Origin of the sequence: Micromonospora sp. NPDC050495 (assembly GCF_040655175.1) — a bacterium.
In the GTDB taxonomy this organism is placed as follows: domain Bacteria; phylum Actinomycetota; class Actinomycetes; order Mycobacteriales; family Micromonosporaceae; genus Micromonospora.
Window position 1 is genome coordinate 1 of sequence record NZ_JBFAJK010000026.1, and the last position, 20803, is coordinate 20803.

A 20803-nucleotide genomic window follows, 5' to 3' on the forward strand; every position below is an offset into this window, starting at 1 on the left:
TTCAACCGTTACCTGCAGCACCGCGGTATCAAGGACACCTCCCAGCAGCACGTCTGGGCGTTCCTCGGCGACGGTGAGATGGACGAGGTCGAGTCGCTCGGCGCGATCGGTGTGGCCGCGCGTGAGGAGTTGGACAACCTCACCTTCGTGATCAACTGCAACCTGCAGCGGCTGGACGGTCCGGTGCGGGGCAACGGCAAGGTCATGCAGGAGTTGGAGGCGTTCTTCCGGGGCGCCGGCTGGAACGTGATCAAGGTCGTCTGGGGTCGGGAGTGGGACCCGCTGCTGGCCGCGGACACCGACGGCGCGTTGGTCAACCTCATGAACACCACGCCCGACGGTGACTACCAGACCTACAAGGCCGAGTCCGGGGCGTACGTGCGGGAGCACTTCTTCGGCCGCGACCCGCGCACCCGCAAGATGGTCGAGCACCTGTCCGACGACGAGATCTGGAACCTCAAACGCGGTGGCCACGACTACCGCAAGCTCTACGCCGCCTACAAGGCCGCGATGGAACACACCGGCCAACCCACGGTGATCCTGGCCAAGACCATCAAGGGCTGGACACTCGGCTCGCACTTCGAGGCCCGCAACGCCACCCACCAGATGAAGAAGCTGACCCTGGAAGACCTCAAACTCTTCCGCGACCGCCTCTACCTCGACATCCCGGACAAGCAACTGGAGGACAACCCCTACCTCCCGCCCTACTACCGTCCGGTCGACACCTCCGACGAGATCGAATACCTGCACGAGCGACGCAAGCAACTCGGCGGCTACCTGCCGAGTCGCGTGACGAGGAGCCAGCCGCTGAGCCTGCCCGGCGACGCCGCGTACGCGAGCGTGAAACGTGGCTCGGGCGGCCAGGCGGTGGCCACCACCATGGCCCTGGTGCGGCTGGTCAAGGACCTGATCAAAGATCCCGGGATCGGGCACCGGCTGGTGCCGATCATCCCGGACGAGGCGCGCACGTTCGGGCTGGACGCGCTCTTCCCCACCAAGAAGATCTACTCGCCGCACGGGCAGACCTACACCTCGGTCGACCGGGAGCTGTTGCTGTCGTACAAGGAGGCGACCGACGGCCAGATCCTGCACGAGGGGATCACCGAGGCCGGAGCGACGGCGTCCTGGACGGCCGTCGGCACGTCGTACGCCACGCACGGGGAACCGATGATCCCGCTCTATATCTTCTACTCGATGTTCGGGTTCCAGCGCACCGGCGACGGGCTCTGGGCCGCCGCCGACCAGATGACGCGGGGCTTCCTGCTCGGCGCCACCGCCGGCCGGACCACGCTCAACGGCGAGGGACTGCAGCATCAGGACGGCCACTCCCTGCTGCTCGCCTCGACCAATCCCGCCTGCGTGGCCTACGACGCGGCCTACGCCTACGAGCTGGGTCACATCGTGCGGGACGGCCTGCGTCGCATGTACGGGGAGGCGCAGGAGAACATCTTCTACTACCTCACCCTCTACAACGAGCCGATCTTCCAGCCGGCCGAACCGGATGACGTCGACATCGACGGCATCGTGGCCGGGATGCACCGGCTCCGTGGCGCCGGCAACGCCGAGGCGCCGGCGGCGCACATCCTGGCGTCCGGTATCGCCGTGCCAGCCGCGCTGGCCGCGCAACGCCTGCTCAGCGACGACTGGGGCGTAGCCGCCGACGTCTGGTCGGTCACCTCCTGGACCGAACTGCGCCGCGAGGCCCTCGCCGCCGACGTGTGGAACCTGCACCATCCGGACGAGCCGGCCCGCGTCCCGTACGTCACCAGTCGGCTGCGGGAGCACACCGCGCCGGTGGTGGCCGTGTCCGACTGGATGCGGGCCGTACCGGACCAGATCGCCCGGTTCGTACCCGATCGATGGGCTTCTCTGGGCACCGACGGATTCGGCCGGAGCGACACCCGCGCGGCCCTGCGCCGGCATTTCCACACCGATGAGGCATCGATCGCCCTGCGCGTGATGCAGGAGTTGGCCGCGAGCGGACTGCTGGACAGGGCCACGCTCCGCAAGGCGCAGGCAGCGTACGCCGGCACCGCCCACGGCGGCACAGGATGAGGGGCGGCACGGGTGCCCGGTCGCCAGTCCACCGCGGTGCCGCGGCGGTCAGCGGCTAGGGCAGGTCGCCCCGGAACGGCATGACGGGGTCTGCGCCGGGCCAGTCGATGCCGGTCAGGGTCGCGGTCAGCCGTCCCTCCGCGAGCGCCACACCAACATCCGCGCCGCTTGCCGCAGCCTCGCTGAAGGCGGCGGGCGCGGTGTCTTCGAGGAGGAAGACGAAGTGCAGGGCGAACGGGTACCGGTCCTCGTGGGGGCAGCCGTCGGCGTCCAGCTGGAGATTTGCCTTCCACGCTGGCGGCCCGGATCCGCTTCCGGGGCAGCCGGATGCGGGTCAGCCCGCGATGAGTACGGCGACTGCGCCGTCCGAGGTGACCGTGCGGCCGGTCGTGCGCTCGTAGCGCAGGACGAGATCGTGGTGGCGGGATCGCCGACCGATCCAGCGTTCGGCGCGCAGCAGCGGGTTGCGCTTCGGTGGGGGGAAGGCGTGTGCCAGCTCGGCGAGTAGGGCCGCGGGGTCGACGCCGGCGGCGGGCAGTACCCACCGGGCTCCGGGGTCGAGCGCGACGAGGGTCAGCGCGAGGTGTTCCGGACGGTGTTCGCGGTCGCGACGGGCGAGTGCGAGCCGCAGTGACGCCTCGTAGGCCGCCTGGGCGTCGAGTCCGAGCGGCGGACTCATCCGAGCGCAACGCCGTCGTGCCCTGGCCGCTCCGAGCGGCAGCAGGGGTTCGGCTGCGGTCGGCCGATCCAGGCCGGCCGGACCCAGCAGGGACAGCAACCGGTCCACGTCGACGCCGAGCGGCGCCAGGGTGTCGCGGTCGGCGGCGGCCCCGGCGCCCAGCGGCGCGGCCCGGCACACCACCTCCCGGACGGCCGGCTCAGTCGCCCCGAGCCGGCTGAGCACGGCACCGACCGGGCCGCCCGCAGCGCTGAGGGCCAGCAGGAGGTGCTCGCTGCCGACGCGGTGATGGCCGAGCCGGCGGGCCAGGGCCGAAGCGTGGCCCACCACACGGTGGAGATCGGGGTGAGCGCCCTGGAACATCACGCCTCCTCGTAACGGCGGTACTTGCGGTGCACGGTCTGCTTGGTGACGCCCAACCGGACGGCGATCTCCTGCCAGGACCAGCCGGCCCGGCGCGCCGCCGCGACCTGCTCGACTTCCAGCTGTTCCAGCAGCCGGCGGAGGCGGGCCACCGCGCGCAGGGCGGTATCGGGGTCGCTGCCGCGGGCGGCGCGGTCAAGGTCGGCGATCGCGGACATGGCGTCAGCATATGCTGACGCGGTACCGTCCGTCAATAGATGCTGACGGAGGCGTGCGCGGCCGCGTTGCGCGCACCGGCTCGGTCGGCTGGGGCGCCGGTGGCCGCCAGCCGATGGGATCATGACCGGATGACGCCCTTCCACATCGACGTGCCCGAAGCCGTCCTGGACGACCTGCGGGCTCGGCTTTCGCGGGCGCGACTCGCGCCGGCCGCCCCAGGAGAGCCGTGGGCCGCCGGCACCGACCCCGGGTACCTGGCAGCCCTGGTGCGGTACTGGCTCGATGGATTCGACTGGCGTGCGGTCGAGCGTTCACTCAACCGGTACCCGCAGTTCGTCACCACGGTCCGGGGCGCGCCGGTCCACTTCGTTCACGTTCGTTCGGCGTCGCCCGGCGCCACGGCGCTGATCCTGACCCACGGCTGGCCCAGCGCGTACACGGAGATGCTGCCCCTGGTGTCCCGGCTCGCGGACTTCGACCTCGTCATACCGAGCCTGCCCGGCTTCGTCTTCTCCGGACCCCTCGCCGAGGGCCCGACGACCGAGGCGGCGGTCGCGGACGTGTGGGCTGAGCTGATGACCCGTCTGGGTTACGAGCGCTTCGGCGCCTACGGCGGCGATATCGGGTCCGGCGTTTCCACCTGGCTCGGCGCCCGCCACCCGGAACGGGTCATCGGGGTCTTCTCGCAGCACATCAAGTTCCCGCCAGCAGACCGCCGGGGCGACCTCAGCGCTGCCGAGGAGGCGTTCGTCGCCATGCTCGACGCAAAGGCCCAGGATGACTGGGGCTACGGAATCCTCCAGGAAACCCGGCCCGACACCCTTGCGGCCGCGCTGAGCGACTCGCCGTCCGGACTGGCCGCCTGGATCGTCGAGAAGTACCAGCGCTGGAGCGACTGTGGCGGCGACATCTCCCGCCGGTTCGGCTTCGACGAGCTGCTGACCACCGTGATGCTCTACTGGGTCACCAACTGCATCGGCACGTCCTTCCGGCCCTACCGTGACGACCGCCTGGCCCCAGAGCTGCCGACGGTCGCCGTGCCCGCCGGCATCACGGTCAGCGTGGAGGACGCCGGCCTGCCCCGGTCGTTCGCCGAACGCACCTACGCCAACCTCACCCACTGGCGCGAGCCCACGGTCGGCGGCCACTTCTTCGCCCAGGAAGAGCCCGACCTGCTCGCCGCCGACCTGCGCGCCTTCTTCAGCCCGCTGCGGTGATCCGAGCGCTCCAACGGCACCGCCGCCGGTTCAGGTCAGGGTGAAAGTCCGGCCTGGATCGCCAGGATGGCGGCTCGTACCCGGTCGCGGCTGCCGGTCTTGGCCAGCACGTTGGTGACGTGGGTCTTGACGGTGCTCATGGAGAGGTGGAGCCGTTCGGCGATCTCGGTGTTGTTGAGTCCGGCACCGATCAGCGCGAGCACGTCGGTCTCCCGGGCGGTCAGCTGGTACGCCGCCAGTTCCACGCGGGTGGCCGGTCCGGCCGCGCGTACCCGGTCGAGGACGGCGCCGGTGACCTCGGCGGAGAGGATCGCCTCCCCGGCCGCGACGGTGCGCACCGCGGCGATCAGGTCGCCGGCGCTGCCCCGCTTGAGCAGGAACCCGCGCGCGCCGGCGGCGATGGCGTCCAGGACGTAGGCGTCGTCGTCGAAGGTGGTTACCACGATCACGGCCGGGGCGTGCGGGATCGCGGCCAGCTCGCGGGTGGCTTGCAGGCCGTCGAGTACCGGCATGCGGATGTCGACCAGGGCGACGTCGATGCGCGGGTCGCGGCGTACGGCGTCGAGGAGCTGCCGGCCGTCGGCGGCCTCGGCCGCGACGTGGATGTCGGGTTGGGACCGCAGGATCAGGCTGAAGCCGTCGCGGACCAGCTGCTGGTCGTCGGCGATGGCAACCCGGATCACGGCTTCGCCACCGGCAGGTCGGCCTGGACGACGGTGCCGCCGCCAGGTCGCCGGCTCAGCTCCCAGCTCCCACCGCGAGCTCGCACGCGCTCCTCGATGCCGAGCAGGCCGGAGCCGCGCGTGGGTGCCGGGGGCGGCCCGATGCCGTCGTCGCTGACCCGCAGCCGGACGCGGTCGCCGACGCGGACGAGTTCGACGCAGGCGACCGTGGCTCTCGCGTGCCGGGCGACGTTGGTGAGTGCCTCCTGGGCGATGCGGTAGACGGTCAGCACGCCGATCTCGTCCAGGCCCGGCTCCGGGTCCAGACCTACCCGCACCGTCACACCCTGCTGGCGCAGCGGCTGCGCGAGTAGCTCGTCGATGTCGGACAGGCGCGGCGGCGCGCTCACCGCGATCGCCGCGTCCGGGTCGCGCAGGTGCACCACGAGCGTGTCGAGCTCGCTCAGGGCGGTACGTCCGCTGTCCGCGATCGCCCGCAGCGCCGCCCCCGGGTCGGCACTGAACTGGCCCGCCTCGGCTTGGACCACCATCGCGGTGACGTGGTGGCCGACCACGTCATGCAGCTCGCGGGCCAGGTTCGTGCGCTGCTCGAGCCAGGCTGCCTGGCCGCGCAGCTCACCCGCCTCCCGGGTGAGGGCGTGGCCGCGGGACCACGACCGGAACAGGACCCCCAGGAGGTAGCCGGCCGTCACGAAGCCGATCGGCTGCTCGTACAGCCCACGCTGGTCGAGCAGCGCGACGGTGAGGGTGCCGGCGGCGCCGGTCAGGCCGACCACCCAGCCCAGCCACGGGCGTCGGGCCGGGTCTTCGCAGGTCGAGAGGAACACGAGGCCGGCGGCCGCGAGGCCCAACTGCACCGACTCCCCGGTGCTCACCATCGCCACGAATCCGGCGCAGACCGCGAAGACCAGGGTCCGGTACGCGGGCCGCAGCGCCAGGGCCCCGAGGCCGATGGGCACCACCAGCCGCACCCAGCCCGCCGGCACGGAGAGGCCCCCCTCGACGGTGGTGACCACGCCGGCGATGATCAAGCCCGCCGCACCGTAGGCGACCCGGCGCACTCGCTCGGGGTCGCGCCACCGTTCCCGGTTCCTGGTCCTCACCTGCACAGTCTCGGCGATCAGCCCGGAAGCCGGACAGGTACCGGGGTACCAGACCGGCCGGCACCCCGGTGCCGCCCCCGCGACCAGATCGGCACCGCGGGACGTTCCGCCCGGAACGGTCAGCGCAGGACGCTGCGGAGGTGACTCTTCTCGACCCGCGCACCGCGATCACCATCGGCCCGCTCCGTACGGTGGCCAACCTCATCACCGCCATCCGCACGGTCGCCTCGGTCAGCGTCGGGGTCGCCGCCCTCGTCGCCGGCTCCGTCGGACTGCTGGCGGTGGCGTACGCCATCTACTGGGCCGGCGACGTGCTCGACGGCTGGGCCGCCCGCCGGCTGGGACAGGAGACCCGGGCGGGCGCCGTACTCGACATCGTGAGCGACCGCGCCTGCACCGCCGTGCTCTGCGTGGGTCTGGTGGCGCTCGTGCCCGACGTCGCGGTCGTGGCCCTGGTGTTCCTGCTCTCGTTCCTGGTGCTGGACACCATGCTGTCGCTGGCGTTCCTGTGCTGGCCCGTGCTCAGCCCCAACCACTTCCATCTGGTCGACCGGCGGGTGTGGGCGTTGAACTGGTCGCCCATGGCGAAGGCCGGCAACACCGCCGGGGTTGTCGGCGCCATCGCGTTCGGGCAGTACCGGCTCGCGCTGGCCGTCGCCGTCGCGGTCGTCGGGGTCAAGCTGTGGTCAACCGCGGCGGTGGTCCGGCTGCTCGAACGGGACGGCCGGGCATGAACAGCCTCGCCGAGGCGGTGCTGGCGCTCGGGTACGGTCTCGCCTCCGCTCTCGTCCCGATCGTGAACGCCGAGGCCTACGCCGTCGTCGCCGGACACCGTGGCGGCCACGCCCTGGTCGCCGTCCTCGCGCTGGCGCTCGGGCAGACCGCCGGCAAACTGCTCCTGTTCGAAGCCGGGCGTCGCGGAACGGGATGGCTGGGCCGGAAACTCGCGCGTCGGAGCCGCTCCGGTCGCGTGGCGGCCGGGAGCGCCCGTTGGGCCGGGCGGATCCAGCGTCGGCTCTCCCGCCGGCGCACCGCCCTACCGACGGTGCTCGTCTCCGCCACCGTCGGGGTGCCACCGCTGGCCGTGGTCAGCGTCGCCGCCGGCACCGCGGGGCTCCGGCACGGGGAGTTCGCGGTCGCCTGCCTCCTCGGGCGGGTGTTCCGTTTCGCGCTCCTCGTCCTGCCGGCGGTGTTGGCCTAGCCGGTGGCCCCGTCGTGCCGCGGGGGTCTGCTGTGCAGGCAGCAGCGGACGAAGTCCTGAACGACGGGGTTGCTGTCGGCGGCGGGTGGCCAGGCGACGCCGACCTGGCTGGGGCTGATGTCGGTGACCGGCCGGTAGGTGACGCCCGGCCGGGCGTAGAAGCGGGCGGAGGACTCGGGGGCGAAGGCGATGCCGTAACCGTTGGCGATCGCGCTGAGCCAATCGTCGGGCTGGTCGGTGACCGCGCCGATCCGCACGGGCCGGCCGTCGCGTTCGTCGCTGGCCAGCCAATAGTCGCGCGACCAGCCCGCTTCGGGCGGGGCGGCGACGAACGGCTCGTCCCACAGGTCCCGGACAGAAATCTCGTCGCGCGTGGCGAGCCGGTGGGTGGTGGGGAGCGCGACCCAGCGGGGTTCGGTGAACAACACCTCCACCCGCAGCGTGTCCTGCCCGGGGAACGGCAGTCGGACCAGGGCGGCGTCGACCTTTCCGGCGACGAGCCCAGCGCTCGGGTTCGACCAGGCGGCCTGCCGCATGTCGACCCGCCAGCCGGGTCGGCGGCGGTTGAACGCGGCGATGATCTGCGTCGTGGCCTCGTTGGCGGCGCTGGCTACGAAGCCCACCCGCAGCACGCGGGCCTCCTGGCTGGCCGTGCCCCTGCTCTCCACCAGCAGCTGGTCCCAGCCGGCCAGCAGGGACGGCACCCGCTCCGCCAGGACCCGACCCGGTGCGGTGAGGGCCATGCCGGCGCGGGATCGCACGAACAACTGGATCTCAAGCCGAGCCTCGAGTTGCTTGATCTGTTTGGTCAGCGCCGGCTGGGACACGAACAGTCGGGCTGCGGCGCGGGTGAGGTTCCCTTCCTCGGCCACCGCGATGAAGTAGCGCAACAGCCGGGTATCGACATCCATGCCATCAGGTTATCGATGCAGGTATTGGACGGGCATCCCGTGCTCGGTAAGGCTTCAGCTGCGAGCGAGCACCAGGCTCGCCAACGCTGACGAGGAGGCGCCATGCCTGTCCTGATGGTTCGCTACCAGGTAGCCGACGAGGGCGTCGCGGAGCTTGTCGACGCGATCGAGACGACCTTCGCGGCCGTGGCGGCGCAGGAGCCGGAAGGCATCCGGTACGCGTACCTGCGCCCGACCGGGACCACCGAGTTCGTTGCCCTGCTGGAGTTGGCCGACGGCGTCGAGAACCCGCTGGCCGGTATCCCGGCGGCGCGCCGGTTGCAAGCAACCGTGGCCACCTGGGCCGTGGGCCAGGTCCCGACGCCGCAACCGCTCGACGTCCTCGGCACCTACCGCCTGCTCGACTGAGCGGTAGCACGCGATGTTCACCGCTTACCTGACGGTCACCGTCGTCACGATCGTGGCCAACGCCGGGATCGCCGCCGCTGACTGGGCGCGGGCCAGGTTCGTCCTCGCCAACTCGGCTGAGGTGGGCGTACTGCTGCTGGCCGTCGCCTCGCTTGTCCTGGCCATCGCCCGGTGAACGCCGGGAACGATCGCATCCGGAGGTCTCCCAGGGGGCCGGCGGCGTGGCAGGGGGATCAGGGCACTAGACCATGCGGCGCCGTACCCGCCACACCACCACCCCGATCAGGACCGCCGCGACGGCGACGAACAGGGCCGCCTCGATGAGCTGGAACGGCCAGAACCGGTCGGCCGGGTGGTAGACCCCGAACTGTTGGATGCCCCGCTCGTGCAGGAACTGGTTGAGGTTGGCGCCGGCCCGGTTGGCGGCGCCCTCCAGTTCGTAGTACTCGGTCCAGCTCAGCCTGCGCCCGGTGGCGTCGGCGTAGCCGTGTTCGATCATCCAGTCGGCGAAGCCGGGCCGGTGCCCCGCCTGGTCCGTCGAGCCGCCGACGGGGACCGGCTCCATGGTGGTGAGCGGGGTGGCGTACGCGGGACGGGCCAACAGCGCCACCGACATCCGGGCGGCGAGGAACGCCCCGAACGCGACGCCGAACGCGGGCAGGCTGCGCCGCAGGATCGCGCCGGCGGCGGTGGCGACGCCGAAGGCGAACAGCGCGTACGCCACCGGGACAAGTCCCTCCAGGTCGAAGGCGTCGTACTGGAACCGCCCTTCCCACGCGTCGAATGGCTGACGGAACCAGGTGAGCACCGCGGTGAACAGCGCGGTGAGCGTGACGGTGACGCCGGCGAGTGCCGCGAGCTTGGCCGCCAGCCAGCGCATCCGCGGCACGGCCTGCGTCCAGGCGAGCTGCCAGGTGCCGTCCTCCAGTTCGCGGGCGAGCAGCGGTGCACCGAGGAACGCGCCGATGACGACGGGGACCAGATAGAAGGCCGCCAGGAGGTTCTCGACGTACCCGTACTCCTCGTCGAGCCGGCGGAAGGAGGCCGTGCAGCCCTCGTTGACCCCGGCCGCTCCCGCACACCGGGCGGGACCGCCGGGGAACAGGTCGTGGGCCTGCGTCCCGAGCACGAGCAGGGCAATGCCGAACATGCCGACAAGCAGACCCAGGACGCAGACCTCGGTCCGGTGCTGGCGCCAGATCAACCACGTCATGCCGCCACCGCCGAGGTGACCGCGGCGCCCGGCTCGGACGACCGGCGCAGGTACGCCAGCACCAGGTCCTCCAGCGCGATCGGCTGGGCCTGCCATCCGGGCGCGGCCGGGATCGCGCCATCGCGTACCAGCAGGGTCGTGTGCCGGTCGCTGTGGACGGCCTCCACGACGGTGCCGGCCCGGTCGAGGTCGGTGGCCGTGCGCGGGCCGACGAGCAGCCGGTGCTCGGCGAGGAGGGTGTCGAGGTCACCGGTGAGCGTGACCCGGCCCTGGTTGAGCACGACCAGGTGGTCGCAGACGCGCTCCAGCTCGTGCACGACGTGGGAGGAGAACAGCACGGTCACCCCGCCTTCGGCCACCGCGCCCATGAGGACCTGCAGGAACTCGTGCCGGGCCAGCGGGTCGAGGCTGGCCACCGGCTCGTCGAGGACAAGCAGGTCCGGCCGCTTTGCCAGGGCCAGGGCCAACGCGACCTGGGCCTGCTGCCCGCCGGAGAGCGTGCCGGTCCTGCGGTCGAGTGGGATGCCCAGCTTCGCCAGCCGGCGTTCGGCCAGCCCCTGGTCGAACCGCAGGTTGCAGGCCCGGCCGAAGCGGAGCATCTCGGCGACGGTGAAGCGCTTGTACAGCGGGTGGTCCTGGGCCAGGAACCCGACCCGGGACAGGGTGTGCGGGGTGCTGGCGGTGACGTCGTGGCCGAGCACCTCCACGGTGCCGGTGCTCGGTGCCAGCAACCCGACGACCAGGCGCAGCAGCGTGGTCTTGCCCGCGCCGTTCGGGCCGACCAGGGCGATCACGCCGCCGGCCGGCAGGGTCAGGGTGCAGTCGCGCAGCGCCCAGCCCTTCCGGTACCGCTTGCCCACGCCGTCGGTGCGCAGCGCGAACTCGGTCTCTGTCACGCCACGTCCTCGTTCCTGGTCCGCTGGTGGACGGAGGTGAAAAGCGCGTTGACCGCCTGCTCGTCGAGGCCGGCGGCGTAGGCGCGGCGCAGCCAGGTCGCCAGGCCGCGGTGCAGCGACGTGTACGTCGACGCCGACATGGCGGCCGACTGCTGTTCGTTGACGAACGTGCCCTGGCCGGGCCGGCCGGTGACCAGGTTCTCCTGCTCCATCTGCCGGTACGCCTTGGCGACGGTGTTCGGATTGATCGCCAGGTCCTCGACCACCTCGCGGATGCGCGGGAGACGGTCGCCGGGTTGGAGGAAGCCCAGCAGCACCGCCTGGCGGACCTGCTGGACGAGTTGCAGGTACGGCGGCACGCCGGAGTGGGTGTCGAGCCGGAAGACGAACACGGTAAGCCCCCTGCTGCTTTACTAGTAACATAGTAAAGCAGCAGATCGGCGGTCAAGAGAGCCGACCCGCGGTCAGGCCCTACGGAGCCAGAACCGCAGCCCGCTCGTCTCGTCCGTGAAGGTCCGGGCGCCCGCCCAGGTCGGCTCGCCGGCGGCGTACTCCGTGGCCAGCACCTCGTCGGCGACCAGGTCGCGGTGCTCGGTCAGGGCGAGTGCGGTGTCCTCGTCGCCGGCCACGAAACGCAGCTCGATGCGGTCGGTCACCTCGAACCCGCTGGCCTTGCGCGCCTCCTGGATCTGGCGGATCGCGTCCCGGGCCAGGCCGGCCCGGCGCAGCTCCGGGGTCAGCTGCAGGTCCAGCGCCACGGTCGCGCCGGCGTCCGAGGCCACGGCCCAGCCCTCGCGCGGCGTCTCGGTGATGACGACCTCGTCGGGGCCGAGCGTGACCGGTTCCCCGTCGACCTCGACGGTCGCCCGGCCCGCCGTGCGCAGGGCCGTCGTGAGCGCGGCGGCGTCGGCCGCCGCGATCGCCCTGGCGACCCGCTGCACGCTCTTGCCGAACCGCTTGCCGAGGGTACGGAAGTTGGCCTTGGCCGTGGTGTCCACGAACGAACCGGCGACCGGGGCGAACCCGCCGACGTTCAGCTCCGCGGCGATCTCCGCGAGCAGGTCCGCCGGCAGATCGGCGAAGCCGGCCGCCGAGACCAGTGCCCGGGACAGCGGCTGGCGCACCTTCATCCCCGACTCGGCTCGCGCCGCCCGGCCCAGTTCGACCAACTGGCGGGCGACCACCATCTGGGCGGACAACGCGGGGTCGCGCAACGACTCGTCGACAGCCGGGAACGCCGCCAGGTGCACCGACTGCGGCGCCCGCGGGTCGACGGCCACGATCAGGTCCTGCCAGACGCGCTCGGTGATGAACGGGATGATCGGCGCCATCAGCAACGTCACGGTGCGCAGTGCTTCGTGCAGGGTGGCCAGGGCGGCCGGATCGCCGCGCCAGAACCGCCGCCGGCTGCGCCGCACGTACCAGTTCGACAGGTCGTCGACGAACCCGGCGAGCAGCTTGCCGGTCTCGTGCGTGTCGAACGCCGCCATCGCCGCGTCGACCTTGCCGACCAGGTCGGTCAGCTCGGACAACACCCAGCGGTCGAGCACCGGCCGGTCGGCCGGGGGCGGGTCCGCCGGCGACGGCGACCAGCCCGCGGTACGGCCGTAGAGCGCCTGGAAGGCGACGGTGTTCCAGTACGTCAGCAGCGTCTTGCGGACGACCTCCTGGAGCGTGGCGTGCCCGACCCGGCGGGCCGACCACGGCGAGCCCACGGCCGCCATGAACCAGCGCACCGCGTCCGCGCCGTGGGTGTCCATCAGCGGGATCGGCTCAAGGATGTTGCCGAGGTGCTTGGACATCTTGCGGCCGTCCTCGGCGAGGATGTGACCCAGGCAGACCACGTTCTCGTACGGGGAGCGGTCGAACACGAGCGTGCCGACGGCCATCAGGGTGTAGAACCAGCCGCGGGTCTGGTCGATCGCCTCGGAGATGAACTGCGCCGGGAAGCGCCGCTCGAACAGCTCCCGGTTCTGGTAGGGGTACCCGAACTGGGCGAACGGCATCGAGCCGGAGTCGTACCAGGCGTCGATGACCTCGGGTACCCGGCTGGCGGTCAGCTCGCACGAGGGACAGGCGAACGTCACGTCGTCGATGAACGGCCGGTGCGGATCCAGCGCCGACAGGTCGCGGCCGGCCAGCTCACCGAGTTCGGCCAGCGAGCCGACGCAGGTCAGGTGACCGTCGGGGCAGCGCCAGATCGGCAGGGGAGTCCCCCAGTAGCGGTTGCGGGACAGCGCCCAGTCGACGTTGTTGCTCAGCCAGTCACCGTACCGGCCGTGCTTGACCGTCTCCGGCTGCCAGTTGGTCTTCTCGTTCTCGCGCAGCAGCTCGTCCCGGACGGCGGTGGTCCGCACGTACCAGGACGGCTGCGCGTAGTAGATGAGCGCGGTGTGGCAGCGCCAGCAGTGCGGATACTGATGTTCGTACGGCGTGTGGCGGAAGAGCAGGCCGGCCCTGGTCAGCTCCTCGACCAGCGGCTCGTTCGCCGCCCGGAAGAACAGGCCGCCGACCAGCGGTACGTCCGGGTCGAAGGTGCCGTCCCGGCGTACCGGGTTGACCATCGGCAACCCGTACGCCCGGCAGCTGGCCAGGTCGTCCGCGCCGAACGCGGGCGACTGGTGGACCAGGCCGGTGCCGCTGTCCGTGGTGACGTAGGAGGCCAGGATGACGATGTGCGCGTCCGGCACCTCGACCAGGTCGAACGGTGGCCGGTAGGTCCAGCGCTCCAGCTCCTTGCCGGTGAACGACTCGCCGGTCGTGGTCCAGCCCGCGCCCAGCACCGACGCCATCAGCGGTTCGGCGATCACCACCTGCTCGTCACCGTCGGTGGCCACCACGTAGCTGACCGCGGGGTTGACCGCGACGGCCGTGTTCGACACCAGCGTCCACGGCGTCGTGGTCCAGACCAGCAGCGACGCGCGCCCGGCGAGCTGGCCCGAGGTGAGCGGGAACCGGACGTAGACCGCGGGGTCGACGTCCGTCTCGTAGCCCTGGGCCAGCTCGTGGTCGGAGAGGGTGGTCTGATCCCGCGGGCACCAGGGGGCGACCCGGAAGTCCTCGACGAGCAGACCCTTGTCGAAGATCTGCCGCAGCGACCACCAGACGGACTCGATGTAGTCCCGGTCCATCGTCCGGTACGCGTCCCGCATGTCGACCCAGTAGCCCATGCGCTCGGTCAGTTCGGCGAACGCGTCGGTGTGCCGGGTCACCGACTCCCGGCACCTCGCGTTGAACTCGGCGATGCCGTACTCCTCGATGTCCTGCCTGCCGCTGAACCCGAGTTCCTTCTCGACGGCCAGCTCCACCGGCAGGCCGTGGCAGTCCCAGCCGGCCTTGCGGGCGACGTGGTAGCCCTTCATCGTCCGGTAGCGCGGGAAGGCGTCCTTGAAGACGCGTGCCTCGATGTGGTGGGCGCCGGGCATGCCGTTCGCGGTCGGGGGCCCCTCGTAGAACACCCACTCCGGCCGGCCCTGGGACTGCTCCAGGCTGCGCGCGAAGATGTCATTCGCCCGCCAGAAGCGCAGGATCTCGTGATCGAGCGCGGGCAGGTCGACCTGAGCCGCCACTGAGCGGTACATGGATTCCTCCGTCGGACATCGAAACTGTCGCCAACGGAGGGACGAGGCACCAGACCCCGCGGTACCACCCTCCTTGACCGCGACGCGCCGTCCCGGCCCACTCGAGGTGCTGCGGTCGGTTCTACTCGGCCTCGGCAACCTTTCCTCCGACAGCTCCGGGGTGATCTTCCCGCCGCGCACACCCCCGGGCTTCCACCATCCCCGGGTCGCTCCTGGCTGCGTGCGGCGGTACTCGTCCCCATCCACGCCTTGCGCCGGGCATACTACCGGAGCCGTCCGCCCCGACCGCAACGCTGGTCGCTGTGGGGTCAGCCGCGACCGCGCACCAGGGGCAGGAACACCTCGTCCACGATCTCGACCAGCACCTCGTCGGGGACCGAGGGGTTGCCGCGCACCGCGTACTCGGCGCGCAGCACCATCACGGGCGTCGTCGCCACCCGGTGGTGGACGGCCGCCGCCGGCGCCTCGCCCCGGGCCGCGGCCCGTTCGAGCATACCGATCCAGACCCGGTCCATCGAGGCGGCGCCGGACCGTTCGCGCATGAGGGCGAGGAGTTCCGGTTCGTCGGCCGCGGCGGCGAGCAGGTCACGCAGGACCGCCCCGTGCGGCGACGACCACGTCGCGTTGATCTGCCGCAGCATCTCCAGCGCGTCCCCGCGCAGGCTGCCCGTGTCGGGGTTCGGCATGGCGGCGTCGGACAGGTGGCGGTACGCCGCGATGCCCAGCGCCGCGCGGTGCGGCCACCGCCGGTAGATGGCGTTCTTGTTGGTGCCGGCGCGGGCGGCGACCCGGTCCATCGTCATCCCCGCGTAGCCGGACTCGCGCAGTTCCTCCGCCGCGGCCCGCAGGATCGCCTGTTCCAGCTCCTCGCCCCGACGTCGCCTGCCGCTCATGGTTGTAGGGTACGCGCCGTACGTTATAGGGTACGAGTCGTACCCTATGGAGGGCGGGAGCTTCCGATGCGCGTCTTCGGCATGAACTACGACACCGGCTTCGTGAGTGCCGGGTCCACCACCCACGAGCCGTTCGACCTCGACACCGTGCGGAGCGACCTCCGGGTCATCCGCGACGAACTGCACTGCGACGCGGTCCGGATCACCGGCGGCATCCAGGACCGGCTGGAGCTGACCGCCCGGGCGGCCGCCGAGGCGGGGCTCGAGGTGTGGTACTGCCCGTTCACCAACGGCCTGGACCGCGACGGGCTCATGGCGTTCCTGCTCGACGGCGCCGAGCGGGCCGAGCGGCTACGCCGTAACGGCGCCTCCGTCGTCTACCTCACCGGCTCCGAGATCGCCATGTTCACCGACGGCTTCCTGCCCGGCCGGGACCTGGCCGAGCGGATGGCGCTGTTCACCGACCCGATGCGGATGCGGGAGGCGGTCCCGGCGGCCCGGGCCGCGGTGCGCGACTTCCTCGCCGAGGCGCTACCCGCGGTGCGGGACCGCTTCGGCGGCCCGGTCGGCTACGCCTCGATCCCACTCGAGGACGTCGACTGGGCCGGATTCGACATCATCGCCAGCGACGCCGGCTACCGCGACGCCACCAACGCCGCGGCCTTCCCGCAGAGCCTGGCCGCGGCCGTCGGGCAGGGCAAGCCGTACGCGGCGACCGAATTCGGCTGCTGCACGTTCCGGGGCGCGGCCGACGTCGCGGGCCGGACGGAACCGGTCACCTACGACGAACACGGCCGCGCCGCGACCCTCACCGCCGAGCTGGAACGCGACGAGGAAGGCCAGGCCCGCTACCTCGTCGACCTGCTGCGCGACTACGAGGCCGGCCGAGTGGACGCGGCGTTCGTGTACACGTTCGCCAACCGGCACCTGCCGACCACCGGCGACCCGGAGCACGACTACGACCTGGCGTCCCGAGGCATCGTACGGGTGCTGCCCGACGGCTCCTGGACGCCGAAGGCGGCCTTCCACGCCCTCGCCGAGTACGGCCGCGCCCGCGCGCTCAGCCGGTCCGCCGGATAGCGCACGCCGGAGCGACTATCCGCCGGCGGGCACGGACAGCGGCGCGCTCAGTCCACCGGCGTTGCCGCTGCGGTCCACCCCGGACACGCAGTAGGTCAGGGGGCGATCGCGGGCAGCGGCGGGGTCGGTCCAGGCGGCCGACCGGGTGGTGCCGACGAGTTTCGCGGTGTCACCGTCCACCCGGTACACGGCGAAGCTCGTCGCACCGTCCCCGCGCCAGGTCAGCTCCACGCCGCCGTCGGTACGCCGGGCGCCGGTGAGCGCCGGCGCGTCCGGCGGGGCCGCCGGCAACTGAGCCATCGGGGGCGGCAGGGCCGGTTCGGCGTAGTGCGCCCGGCGGTACCGGGTGACCGCACCGAGCTTGTCGGCGCGTACCTGCCGGGCGCTGAAGTGCACGCTTCCGCTCACCCCGTACCGCCGGTTGAGGGCGAGCTGGCGGTCCAGCTCGGCCGGGTCGCGCCACGCGCCGCGCTCGCCCACCCGGTAGTCGGCCTGGCCGATCCAGAGCTGCACGCCGGTGCCCTTGACCGTCGCCGCCCACCAGGGCAGCAGCTTGGCGTAGTCGGCCCGGTCGAAGCCGATGTGCCAGTAGAGCTGCGGCACGATGTAGTCCAGCCACCGCTGGCGTACCCAGAGCCGGGTGTCGGCGTAGATGTCGTCGTAGCTCTGCAGGCCCCGGCTGGCCGAGCCGGCCGGGTCGGTGCGCTGGTTACGCCAGATGCCGAACGGGCTGATGCCGAACTTCACCCACGGCTTCATCGCCTTGATCCGTTCGCTCATCTCCCGGACCAGCGTGTTGACGTTGTCCCGGCGCCAGGCGTGCCGGTCGGTGAACCGCTGGCCGTACCGGGCGAACGCCGCGCCGTCCGGGAAGTCCTGCCCCTGCTCCGGGTACGGGTAGAAGAAGTCGTCGAAGTGCACCCCGTCGACGTCGTACCGCTGGACCGCCTCCAGCATCGCGTCCTCGACGAACCGGCGCGCCTCCGGCACACCGGGGTTGAAGTAGAGGCGGCTGCCGGGCCGGTCGGCGCTCGGGTAGGTGACCACCCAGTCGGGATGCCGGCGCAGCGGATGGTTCGGCGCGAGCTGGTCGAGCCGGGGGCCTGGGCCGCCCACGGTGGCGGGCTGCCCACCCCGGTACGGGTTGAACCAGGCGTGGAACTCCAGGTTCCGCGCGTGCGCCTCGGCGACCATGAACGCCATCGGGTCCCAACCCGGGTCGCGGCCGTCCCGGCGGCCGGTCAGCCACTCCGACCACGGCGCGTACGCCGACGGCCAGAGCGCGTCTCCGCTCGGCCGCACGTGCACGAACACCGCGTTGTGCTGCTGCCGCACCGCCAGGTCCAGCCAGCCGCGGAACTCCGCCCGCACCTGCTCCGCCGGCAGTCCGCGCCGGCTCGGCCAGTCGATGTTGTTCACCGTCGTGATCCACATCCCGCGTACCTCGCGGGTCGCCCGGGCCGGCCGGCCGGCGCAGTCGGTGCCACCGCCCGCAGCGGCGAGGGCGGCCGCGTCGCGGGAAGCGGGCGGGTCGCCGGCGACCCGGTCCCGCAGCGACCAGGTGCCGACCGCGACCGCGATGGCCAGCACGACGACCACGGCGACCAGCACGCGGACACGACGATGGCGGACGGGACGCACGGGCGGATCGACGACGGGCATCGCCCCAGTCTGCCGAGTGCGGCCGGCCCGGGCGCAACCGGTCCTGATCGGTCGCCTGCTGGTGCGTGCTTTCTCGCCCACCCGAGCGGGTAGGGGACGGGCAGGCCGACGGAGAGAGGGACGACGATGACCGACACCTCGGCCCACCAGCAGACCACGGAGCCCGCGCCGCCGGTGCCCCGGTCGGCCGTGCGGGCCCGCCGCTCGGTGGTGCTGCTCTTAGGACGCGGACGGCCGGCCGGGCGGCTCCGGGAGCCGTTCCATCCGGTTCCAACCGGACCAGCCCCGCTCGCGCATCAGGTCCCGCAGTCGCTCCGCCCGCGGGTCCTTCTCCACGGCCAGCGCGTCCAGCAGGTCCGGTAGGTCGTCCAGCGCCTCCTCGTCGGTGACGACGTCTCCGGCGCGGTACGCCTGCTCGGCCAGGGCGGCCATGATGTCGGCGGCCTCCTCCAGCAGCGCGTCCTCGCCCGGGTCGCCGTCGAAGATCTCGGACAGCACCCGGTAGAGCCGGACGACGCGCGGGTCCTCCAGATGCGCGAGTTTCGCCGGCATCCACTCGATGACGCGATCGGGCCAGCGGGCCACGACCAGGATCCACCCGTCCCGTTCGGCGGCCACCATCCGCTTCGACACCCCGATCTCCCGGAGCCGCTCGAGGTACGCGGCCACCTCCGGGGGCAGCGCCAGGCTGTCCCCGGCGGTGAGCTGCGCGATCTGCCTGCGGCTGGTCTCCAGCCGTTCGATCTCGTCGCGCAGGCGCCGGTCGATCCGCCGCACCGCCTCGGCGAAGGTTGCCGCGTCGGCGTCGAGCATCTCGCTGATCTGCGACAGCGGTACGCCGGCGTCGGCGAGGGTGCGGATCCTGATGAGCGACACGACCGCCGTCGCGCCGTACCGCCGGTAGCCCGAGGAGTCCCGTTCCGGCTCGGGCAGCAGCCCGATCTGGTGGTAGTGCCGCACCGCGCGCACGGTGACCCCGGCGTACGAGGCCAGTTGCCCGATCGTCAGCATGCGGTCGATCCTGCCCTTCCTGGTCCGGACCCGGTCGGCATCGGCTCAGGAGATCCTGCGCCGGTAGGCGAGGGTGGCGAAGGTGTAGGCGACGACGAGGATGCCGACGCACCAGGCCAGGGCGATCCAGATGTCGGTGCCGACCGGTTGCTGGGTGAACAGCGCCCGGATGCCGTTCACGATGACGGTCACCGGCTGGTGCTCGGCGAAGGCGCGCACCGGGCCGGGCATGGTCTCGGTGGGTACGAAGGCCGAGCTGACGAACGGCAGGAACAGGAGCGGGTACGCGAAGGCGCTCGCGCCGTCGAGGGACTTCGCGGTGAGCCCGGGGATCACCGCGAGCCAGGTCAGCGCCAGGGTGAGCAGGACCAGGACGCCGGCGACCGCGAGCCACCCCAGCACGCTCGCCCCGGTGCGGAAGCCCATGGCGAGGGCGACGCCGACGACGACCACGAGCGAGATCAGGTTGGCGACCAGCGAGGTCATCACGTGCGCCCACAGCACGGCGGTGCGGGCGATCGGCATGGACTGGAACCGTTCGAAGATGCCGCCCTGGATGTCCAGGAACAGCCGGTAGGCGGTGTAGGAGATGCCCGACGCGATCGTCATGATCAGAATGCCGGGCAGCAGGTAGTTCACGTACGAGTCGGACCCGGTCTGGATCGCGCCGCCGAAGACGTAGACGAAGAGCAGCAGGAAGGCGATCGGCATGATCGCGGTGGTGATGATGGTGTCCGGGCTGCGGGCGATGTGGCGCAGCGATCGGCCCAGCAGGACGGCGGTGTCGCCGAGGAAGTGCGTGGTCATCGGTTCTCCTTGTCGGTCCGGGCGCCGACGACGGTGAGGAAGACGTCCTCCAGGGTCGGCTGCTTCTCGACGTACTCGACCCGGGCCGGCGGGAGGAGTTGCTTGAGTTCCGCGAGGGTGCCGTTCACGATGATCCGGCCCTGGTGCAGGACGGCGATCCGGTCGGCGAGCTGTTCCGCCTCCTCGAGGTACTGCGTGGTGAGCAGCACCGTGGTTCCGCCCGCGGCGAGTTCCTTGACGGCCTGCCACACCTCGAGGCGCCCCTCCGGGTCGAGCCCGGTCGTCGGCTCGTCGAGGAAGATGACCGGCGGGTCGCCGATGAGGCTCATCGCGATGTCGAGGCGGCGGCGCATGCCACCGGAGTACGTCGCCACCCGCCGGCCGCCCGCCTCGGTCAGCGAGAAGCGCCGCAGCAGCTCGTCGGCGATCAGGCCCGGGTCCCTGAGGTGCCGGAGCCGCGCGACCAGGACGAGGTTCTCCCGCCCGGTGAGGATGTCGTCGACCGCCGCGAACTGGCCGGTGAGACTGATCGACCGGCGGACGTCGCCGGCCTGGGCGGCGACGTCGAACCCGGCGACCCGGGCGGTCCCCGCGTCGGCCCTGAGCAGCGTGGACAGGATCCTCACCAGCGTGGTCTTGCCCGCCCCGTTCGAGCCGAGCAGGGCGAAGATGCTGCCCCGTGCCACGTCGATGTCCACGCCGCGCAGCACCGCCAGCTCCTTGAACGACTTCTCCAGGCCGCGTACCTGGACGGCCGGCTCGTGGGCCGGAAGTGTTGCCGGAATGCTCATGTCAGCCAGCATGGAGGGTTGACGCAGCGT

At 71.8% G+C, this 20803-nt stretch carries 21 protein-coding genes; 7 read left to right on the forward strand and 14 right to left on the reverse strand.

Features of this window, described 5'->3' with window-relative positions; genetic code table 11:
• The first annotated feature begins 12 nt into the window (after positions 1–12).
• Positions 13–2055 carry a pyruvate dehydrogenase (acetyl-transferring), homodimeric type gene (gene aceE, locus AB0I11_RS22730; RefSeq protein ID WP_357323992.1) on the forward strand — a complete coding sequence of 681 codons (2043 nt, stop codon included), beginning with the start codon at positions 13–15 and terminating at the stop codon, positions 2053–2055.
• Between the two features lie 334 nt (positions 2056–2389).
• Here aceE and AB0I11_RS22735 read toward each other — a convergent pair whose 3' ends face one another.
• Both AB0I11_RS22735 and AB0I11_RS22740 read right to left on the reverse strand, forming a co-directional pair.
• The gene (locus tag AB0I11_RS22735) at positions 2390–3097 is read right to left on the reverse strand and encodes a Clp protease N-terminal domain-containing protein (protein WP_357323812.1); all 708 of its coding nucleotides are present in this window, start codon (positions 3095–3097) and stop codon (positions 2390–2392) included.
• Positions 3097–3315 (reverse strand): helix-turn-helix domain-containing protein, encoded by a 219-nt coding sequence (locus AB0I11_RS22740; protein ID WP_357323815.1) that lies wholly within the window; start codon positions 3313–3315, stop codon positions 3097–3099. Before AB0I11_RS22740 ends, AB0I11_RS22735 begins: the two co-directional genes overlap by 1 nt.
• Positions 3316–3444: 129 nt before the next feature.
• Between AB0I11_RS22740 and AB0I11_RS22745 the strand changes: the two genes are divergently transcribed.
• Positions 3445–4533, forward strand: coding sequence for an epoxide hydrolase family protein (locus AB0I11_RS22745; protein ID WP_357323817.1), 1089 nt, complete (start codon positions 3445–3447; stop codon positions 4531–4533).
• A gap of 35 nt (positions 4534–4568) precedes the next feature.
• On the opposite strand, the gene AB0I11_RS22750 is transcribed toward AB0I11_RS22745, so the two are convergent.
• Both AB0I11_RS22750 and AB0I11_RS22755 read right to left on the reverse strand, forming a co-directional pair.
• On the reverse strand, positions 4569–5216 hold the full coding sequence (locus AB0I11_RS22750; RefSeq protein ID WP_357323820.1) for a response regulator transcription factor: 648 nt from the start codon (positions 5214–5216) through the stop codon (positions 4569–4571).
• Entirely contained in the window at positions 5213–6319 is a 1107-nt protein-coding gene (locus AB0I11_RS22755; RefSeq protein ID WP_357323823.1) for a sensor histidine kinase, read from the reverse strand. The genes AB0I11_RS22750 and AB0I11_RS22755 overlap by 4 nt, the downstream gene beginning before the upstream one ends.
• Before the next feature lie 140 nt (positions 6320–6459).
• On the opposite strand from AB0I11_RS22755, the gene AB0I11_RS22760 reads away from it, so the two are divergent.
• Complete coding sequence (locus AB0I11_RS22760) at positions 6460–7053, forward strand: CDP-alcohol phosphatidyltransferase family protein (protein ID WP_357323828.1); 594 nt, start codon at positions 6460–6462, stop codon at positions 7051–7053.
• Positions 7050–7520: a VTT domain-containing protein gene (locus AB0I11_RS22765; protein WP_357323830.1), complete on the forward strand. Its 471-nt coding sequence runs from the start codon at positions 7050–7052 to the stop codon at positions 7518–7520. Before AB0I11_RS22760 ends, AB0I11_RS22765 begins: the two co-directional genes overlap by 4 nt.
• On the opposite strand, the gene AB0I11_RS22770 is transcribed toward AB0I11_RS22765, so the two are convergent.
• Positions 7517–8431 (reverse strand): LysR family transcriptional regulator, encoded by a 915-nt coding sequence (locus AB0I11_RS22770; protein WP_357323833.1) that lies wholly within the window; start codon positions 8429–8431, stop codon positions 7517–7519. The genes AB0I11_RS22765 and AB0I11_RS22770 overlap by 4 nt on opposite strands.
• A 102-nt stretch (positions 8432–8533) precedes the next feature.
• Here AB0I11_RS22770 and AB0I11_RS22775 point away from each other — a divergent pair, with 102 nt between their 5' ends.
• Positions 8534–8839, forward strand: coding sequence for a hypothetical protein (locus AB0I11_RS22775; RefSeq protein ID WP_357323835.1), 306 nt, complete (start codon positions 8534–8536; stop codon positions 8837–8839).
• Between the two features lie 13 nt (positions 8840–8852).
• Positions 8853–9014 carry a hypothetical protein gene (locus AB0I11_RS22780; protein WP_357323838.1) on the forward strand — a complete coding sequence of 54 codons (162 nt, stop codon included), beginning with the start codon at positions 8853–8855 and terminating at the stop codon, positions 9012–9014.
• 66 nt (positions 9015–9080) lie between these two features.
• Here the strand turns inward: AB0I11_RS22780 and AB0I11_RS22785 are convergent, their stop codons facing one another.
• From AB0I11_RS22785 to AB0I11_RS22805, 5 genes are all read right to left on the reverse strand, one after another.
• Positions 9081–10052 (reverse strand): ABC transporter permease subunit, encoded by a 972-nt coding sequence (locus AB0I11_RS22785; RefSeq protein ID WP_357323841.1) that lies wholly within the window; start codon positions 10050–10052, stop codon positions 9081–9083.
• Entirely contained in the window at positions 10049–10948 is a 900-nt protein-coding gene (locus AB0I11_RS22790; protein WP_357323844.1) for an ABC transporter ATP-binding protein, read from the reverse strand. Before AB0I11_RS22790 ends, AB0I11_RS22785 begins: the two co-directional genes overlap by 4 nt.
• Positions 10945–11340: a GntR family transcriptional regulator gene (locus tag AB0I11_RS22795; protein WP_357323849.1), complete on the reverse strand. Its 396-nt coding sequence runs from the start codon at positions 11338–11340 to the stop codon at positions 10945–10947. The genes AB0I11_RS22790 and AB0I11_RS22795 overlap by 4 nt, the downstream gene beginning before the upstream one ends.
• Before the next feature lie 72 nt (positions 11341–11412).
• A complete protein-coding gene (gene ileS / locus AB0I11_RS22800; protein ID WP_357323852.1) occupies positions 11413–14529 on the reverse strand; it encodes an isoleucine--tRNA ligase in 3117 nt (1038 codons plus the stop codon).
• 308 nt (positions 14530–14837) lie between these two features.
• The gene (locus AB0I11_RS22805) at positions 14838–15422 is read right to left on the reverse strand and encodes a TetR/AcrR family transcriptional regulator (protein ID WP_357323855.1); all 585 of its coding nucleotides are present in this window, start codon (positions 15420–15422) and stop codon (positions 14838–14840) included.
• Positions 15423–15488: 66 nt separating this feature from the next.
• On the opposite strand from AB0I11_RS22805, the gene AB0I11_RS22810 reads away from it, so the two are divergent.
• Positions 15489–16502: a hypothetical protein gene (locus AB0I11_RS22810; protein WP_357323858.1), complete on the forward strand. Its 1014-nt coding sequence runs from the start codon at positions 15489–15491 to the stop codon at positions 16500–16502.
• A 15-nt stretch (positions 16503–16517) separates the two neighbouring features.
• On the opposite strand, the gene AB0I11_RS22815 is transcribed toward AB0I11_RS22810, so the two are convergent.
• The 4 genes from AB0I11_RS22815 to AB0I11_RS22830 all read right to left on the reverse strand — a co-directional run bounded on the left by AB0I11_RS22815 (position 16518) and on the right by AB0I11_RS22830 (position 20773).
• On the reverse strand, positions 16518–18164 hold the full coding sequence (locus AB0I11_RS22815; protein WP_357323861.1) for a family 10 glycosylhydrolase: 1647 nt from the start codon (positions 18162–18164) through the stop codon (positions 16518–16520).
• Between the two features lie 219 nt (positions 18165–18383).
• Positions 18384–19175: a MerR family transcriptional regulator gene (locus AB0I11_RS22820; protein ID WP_357323865.1), complete on the reverse strand. Its 792-nt coding sequence runs from the start codon at positions 19173–19175 to the stop codon at positions 18384–18386.
• A 45-nt stretch (positions 19176–19220) separates the two neighbouring features.
• Positions 19221–19982: an ABC transporter permease gene (locus tag AB0I11_RS22825; RefSeq protein ID WP_357323870.1), complete on the reverse strand. Its 762-nt coding sequence runs from the start codon at positions 19980–19982 to the stop codon at positions 19221–19223.
• Positions 19979–20773, reverse strand: a complete 795-nt coding sequence (locus AB0I11_RS22830; protein WP_357323875.1) for an ATP-binding cassette domain-containing protein — start codon at positions 20771–20773, stop codon at positions 19979–19981. The genes AB0I11_RS22825 and AB0I11_RS22830 overlap by 4 nt, the downstream gene beginning before the upstream one ends.
• Positions 20774–20803: the final 30 nt, after the last annotated feature.

Coding starts and splice junctions, on each gene's coding strand:
- AB0I11_RS22805 (WP_357323855.1), bottom strand. CDS start 15,422: ATGAGCGGCAGGCGACGTCGGGGCGAGGAGCTGGAACAGGCGATCCTG.
- AB0I11_RS22735 (WP_357323812.1), bottom strand. CDS start 3,097: ATGTTCCAGGGCGCTCACCCCGATCTCCACCGTGTGGTGGGCCACGCT.
- AB0I11_RS22825 (WP_357323870.1), bottom strand. CDS start 19,982: ATGACCACGCACTTCCTCGGCGACACCGCCGTCCTGCTGGGCCGATCG.
- AB0I11_RS22765 (WP_357323830.1), top strand. CDS start 7,050: ATGAACAGCCTCGCCGAGGCGGTGCTGGCGCTCGGGTACGGTCTCGCC.
- AB0I11_RS22740 (WP_357323815.1), bottom strand. CDS start 3,315: ATGTCCGCGATCGCCGACCTTGACCGCGCCGCCCGCGGCAGCGACCCC.
- AB0I11_RS22820 (WP_357323865.1), bottom strand. CDS start 19,175: ATGCTGACGATCGGGCAACTGGCCTCGTACGCCGGGGTCACCGTGCGC.
- AB0I11_RS22830 (WP_357323875.1), bottom strand. CDS start 20,773: ATGAGCATTCCGGCAACACTTCCGGCCCACGAGCCGGCCGTCCAGGTA.
- AB0I11_RS22775 (WP_357323835.1), top strand. CDS start 8,534: ATGCCTGTCCTGATGGTTCGCTACCAGGTAGCCGACGAGGGCGTCGCG.
- ileS (WP_357323852.1), bottom strand. CDS start 14,529: ATGTACCGCTCAGTGGCGGCTCAGGTCGACCTGCCCGCGCTCGATCAC.
- AB0I11_RS22810 (WP_357323858.1), top strand. CDS start 15,489: ATGCGCGTCTTCGGCATGAACTACGACACCGGCTTCGTGAGTGCCGGG.
- AB0I11_RS22745 (WP_357323817.1), top strand. CDS start 3,445: ATGACGCCCTTCCACATCGACGTGCCCGAAGCCGTCCTGGACGACCTG.
- AB0I11_RS22780 (WP_357323838.1), top strand. CDS start 8,853: ATGTTCACCGCTTACCTGACGGTCACCGTCGTCACGATCGTGGCCAAC.
- AB0I11_RS22815 (WP_357323861.1), bottom strand. CDS start 18,164: ATGCCCGTCGTCGATCCGCCCGTGCGTCCCGTCCGCCATCGTCGTGTC.
- AB0I11_RS22785 (WP_357323841.1), bottom strand. CDS start 10,052: ATGACGTGGTTGATCTGGCGCCAGCACCGGACCGAGGTCTGCGTCCTG.
- AB0I11_RS22770 (WP_357323833.1), bottom strand. CDS start 8,431: ATGGATGTCGATACCCGGCTGTTGCGCTACTTCATCGCGGTGGCCGAG.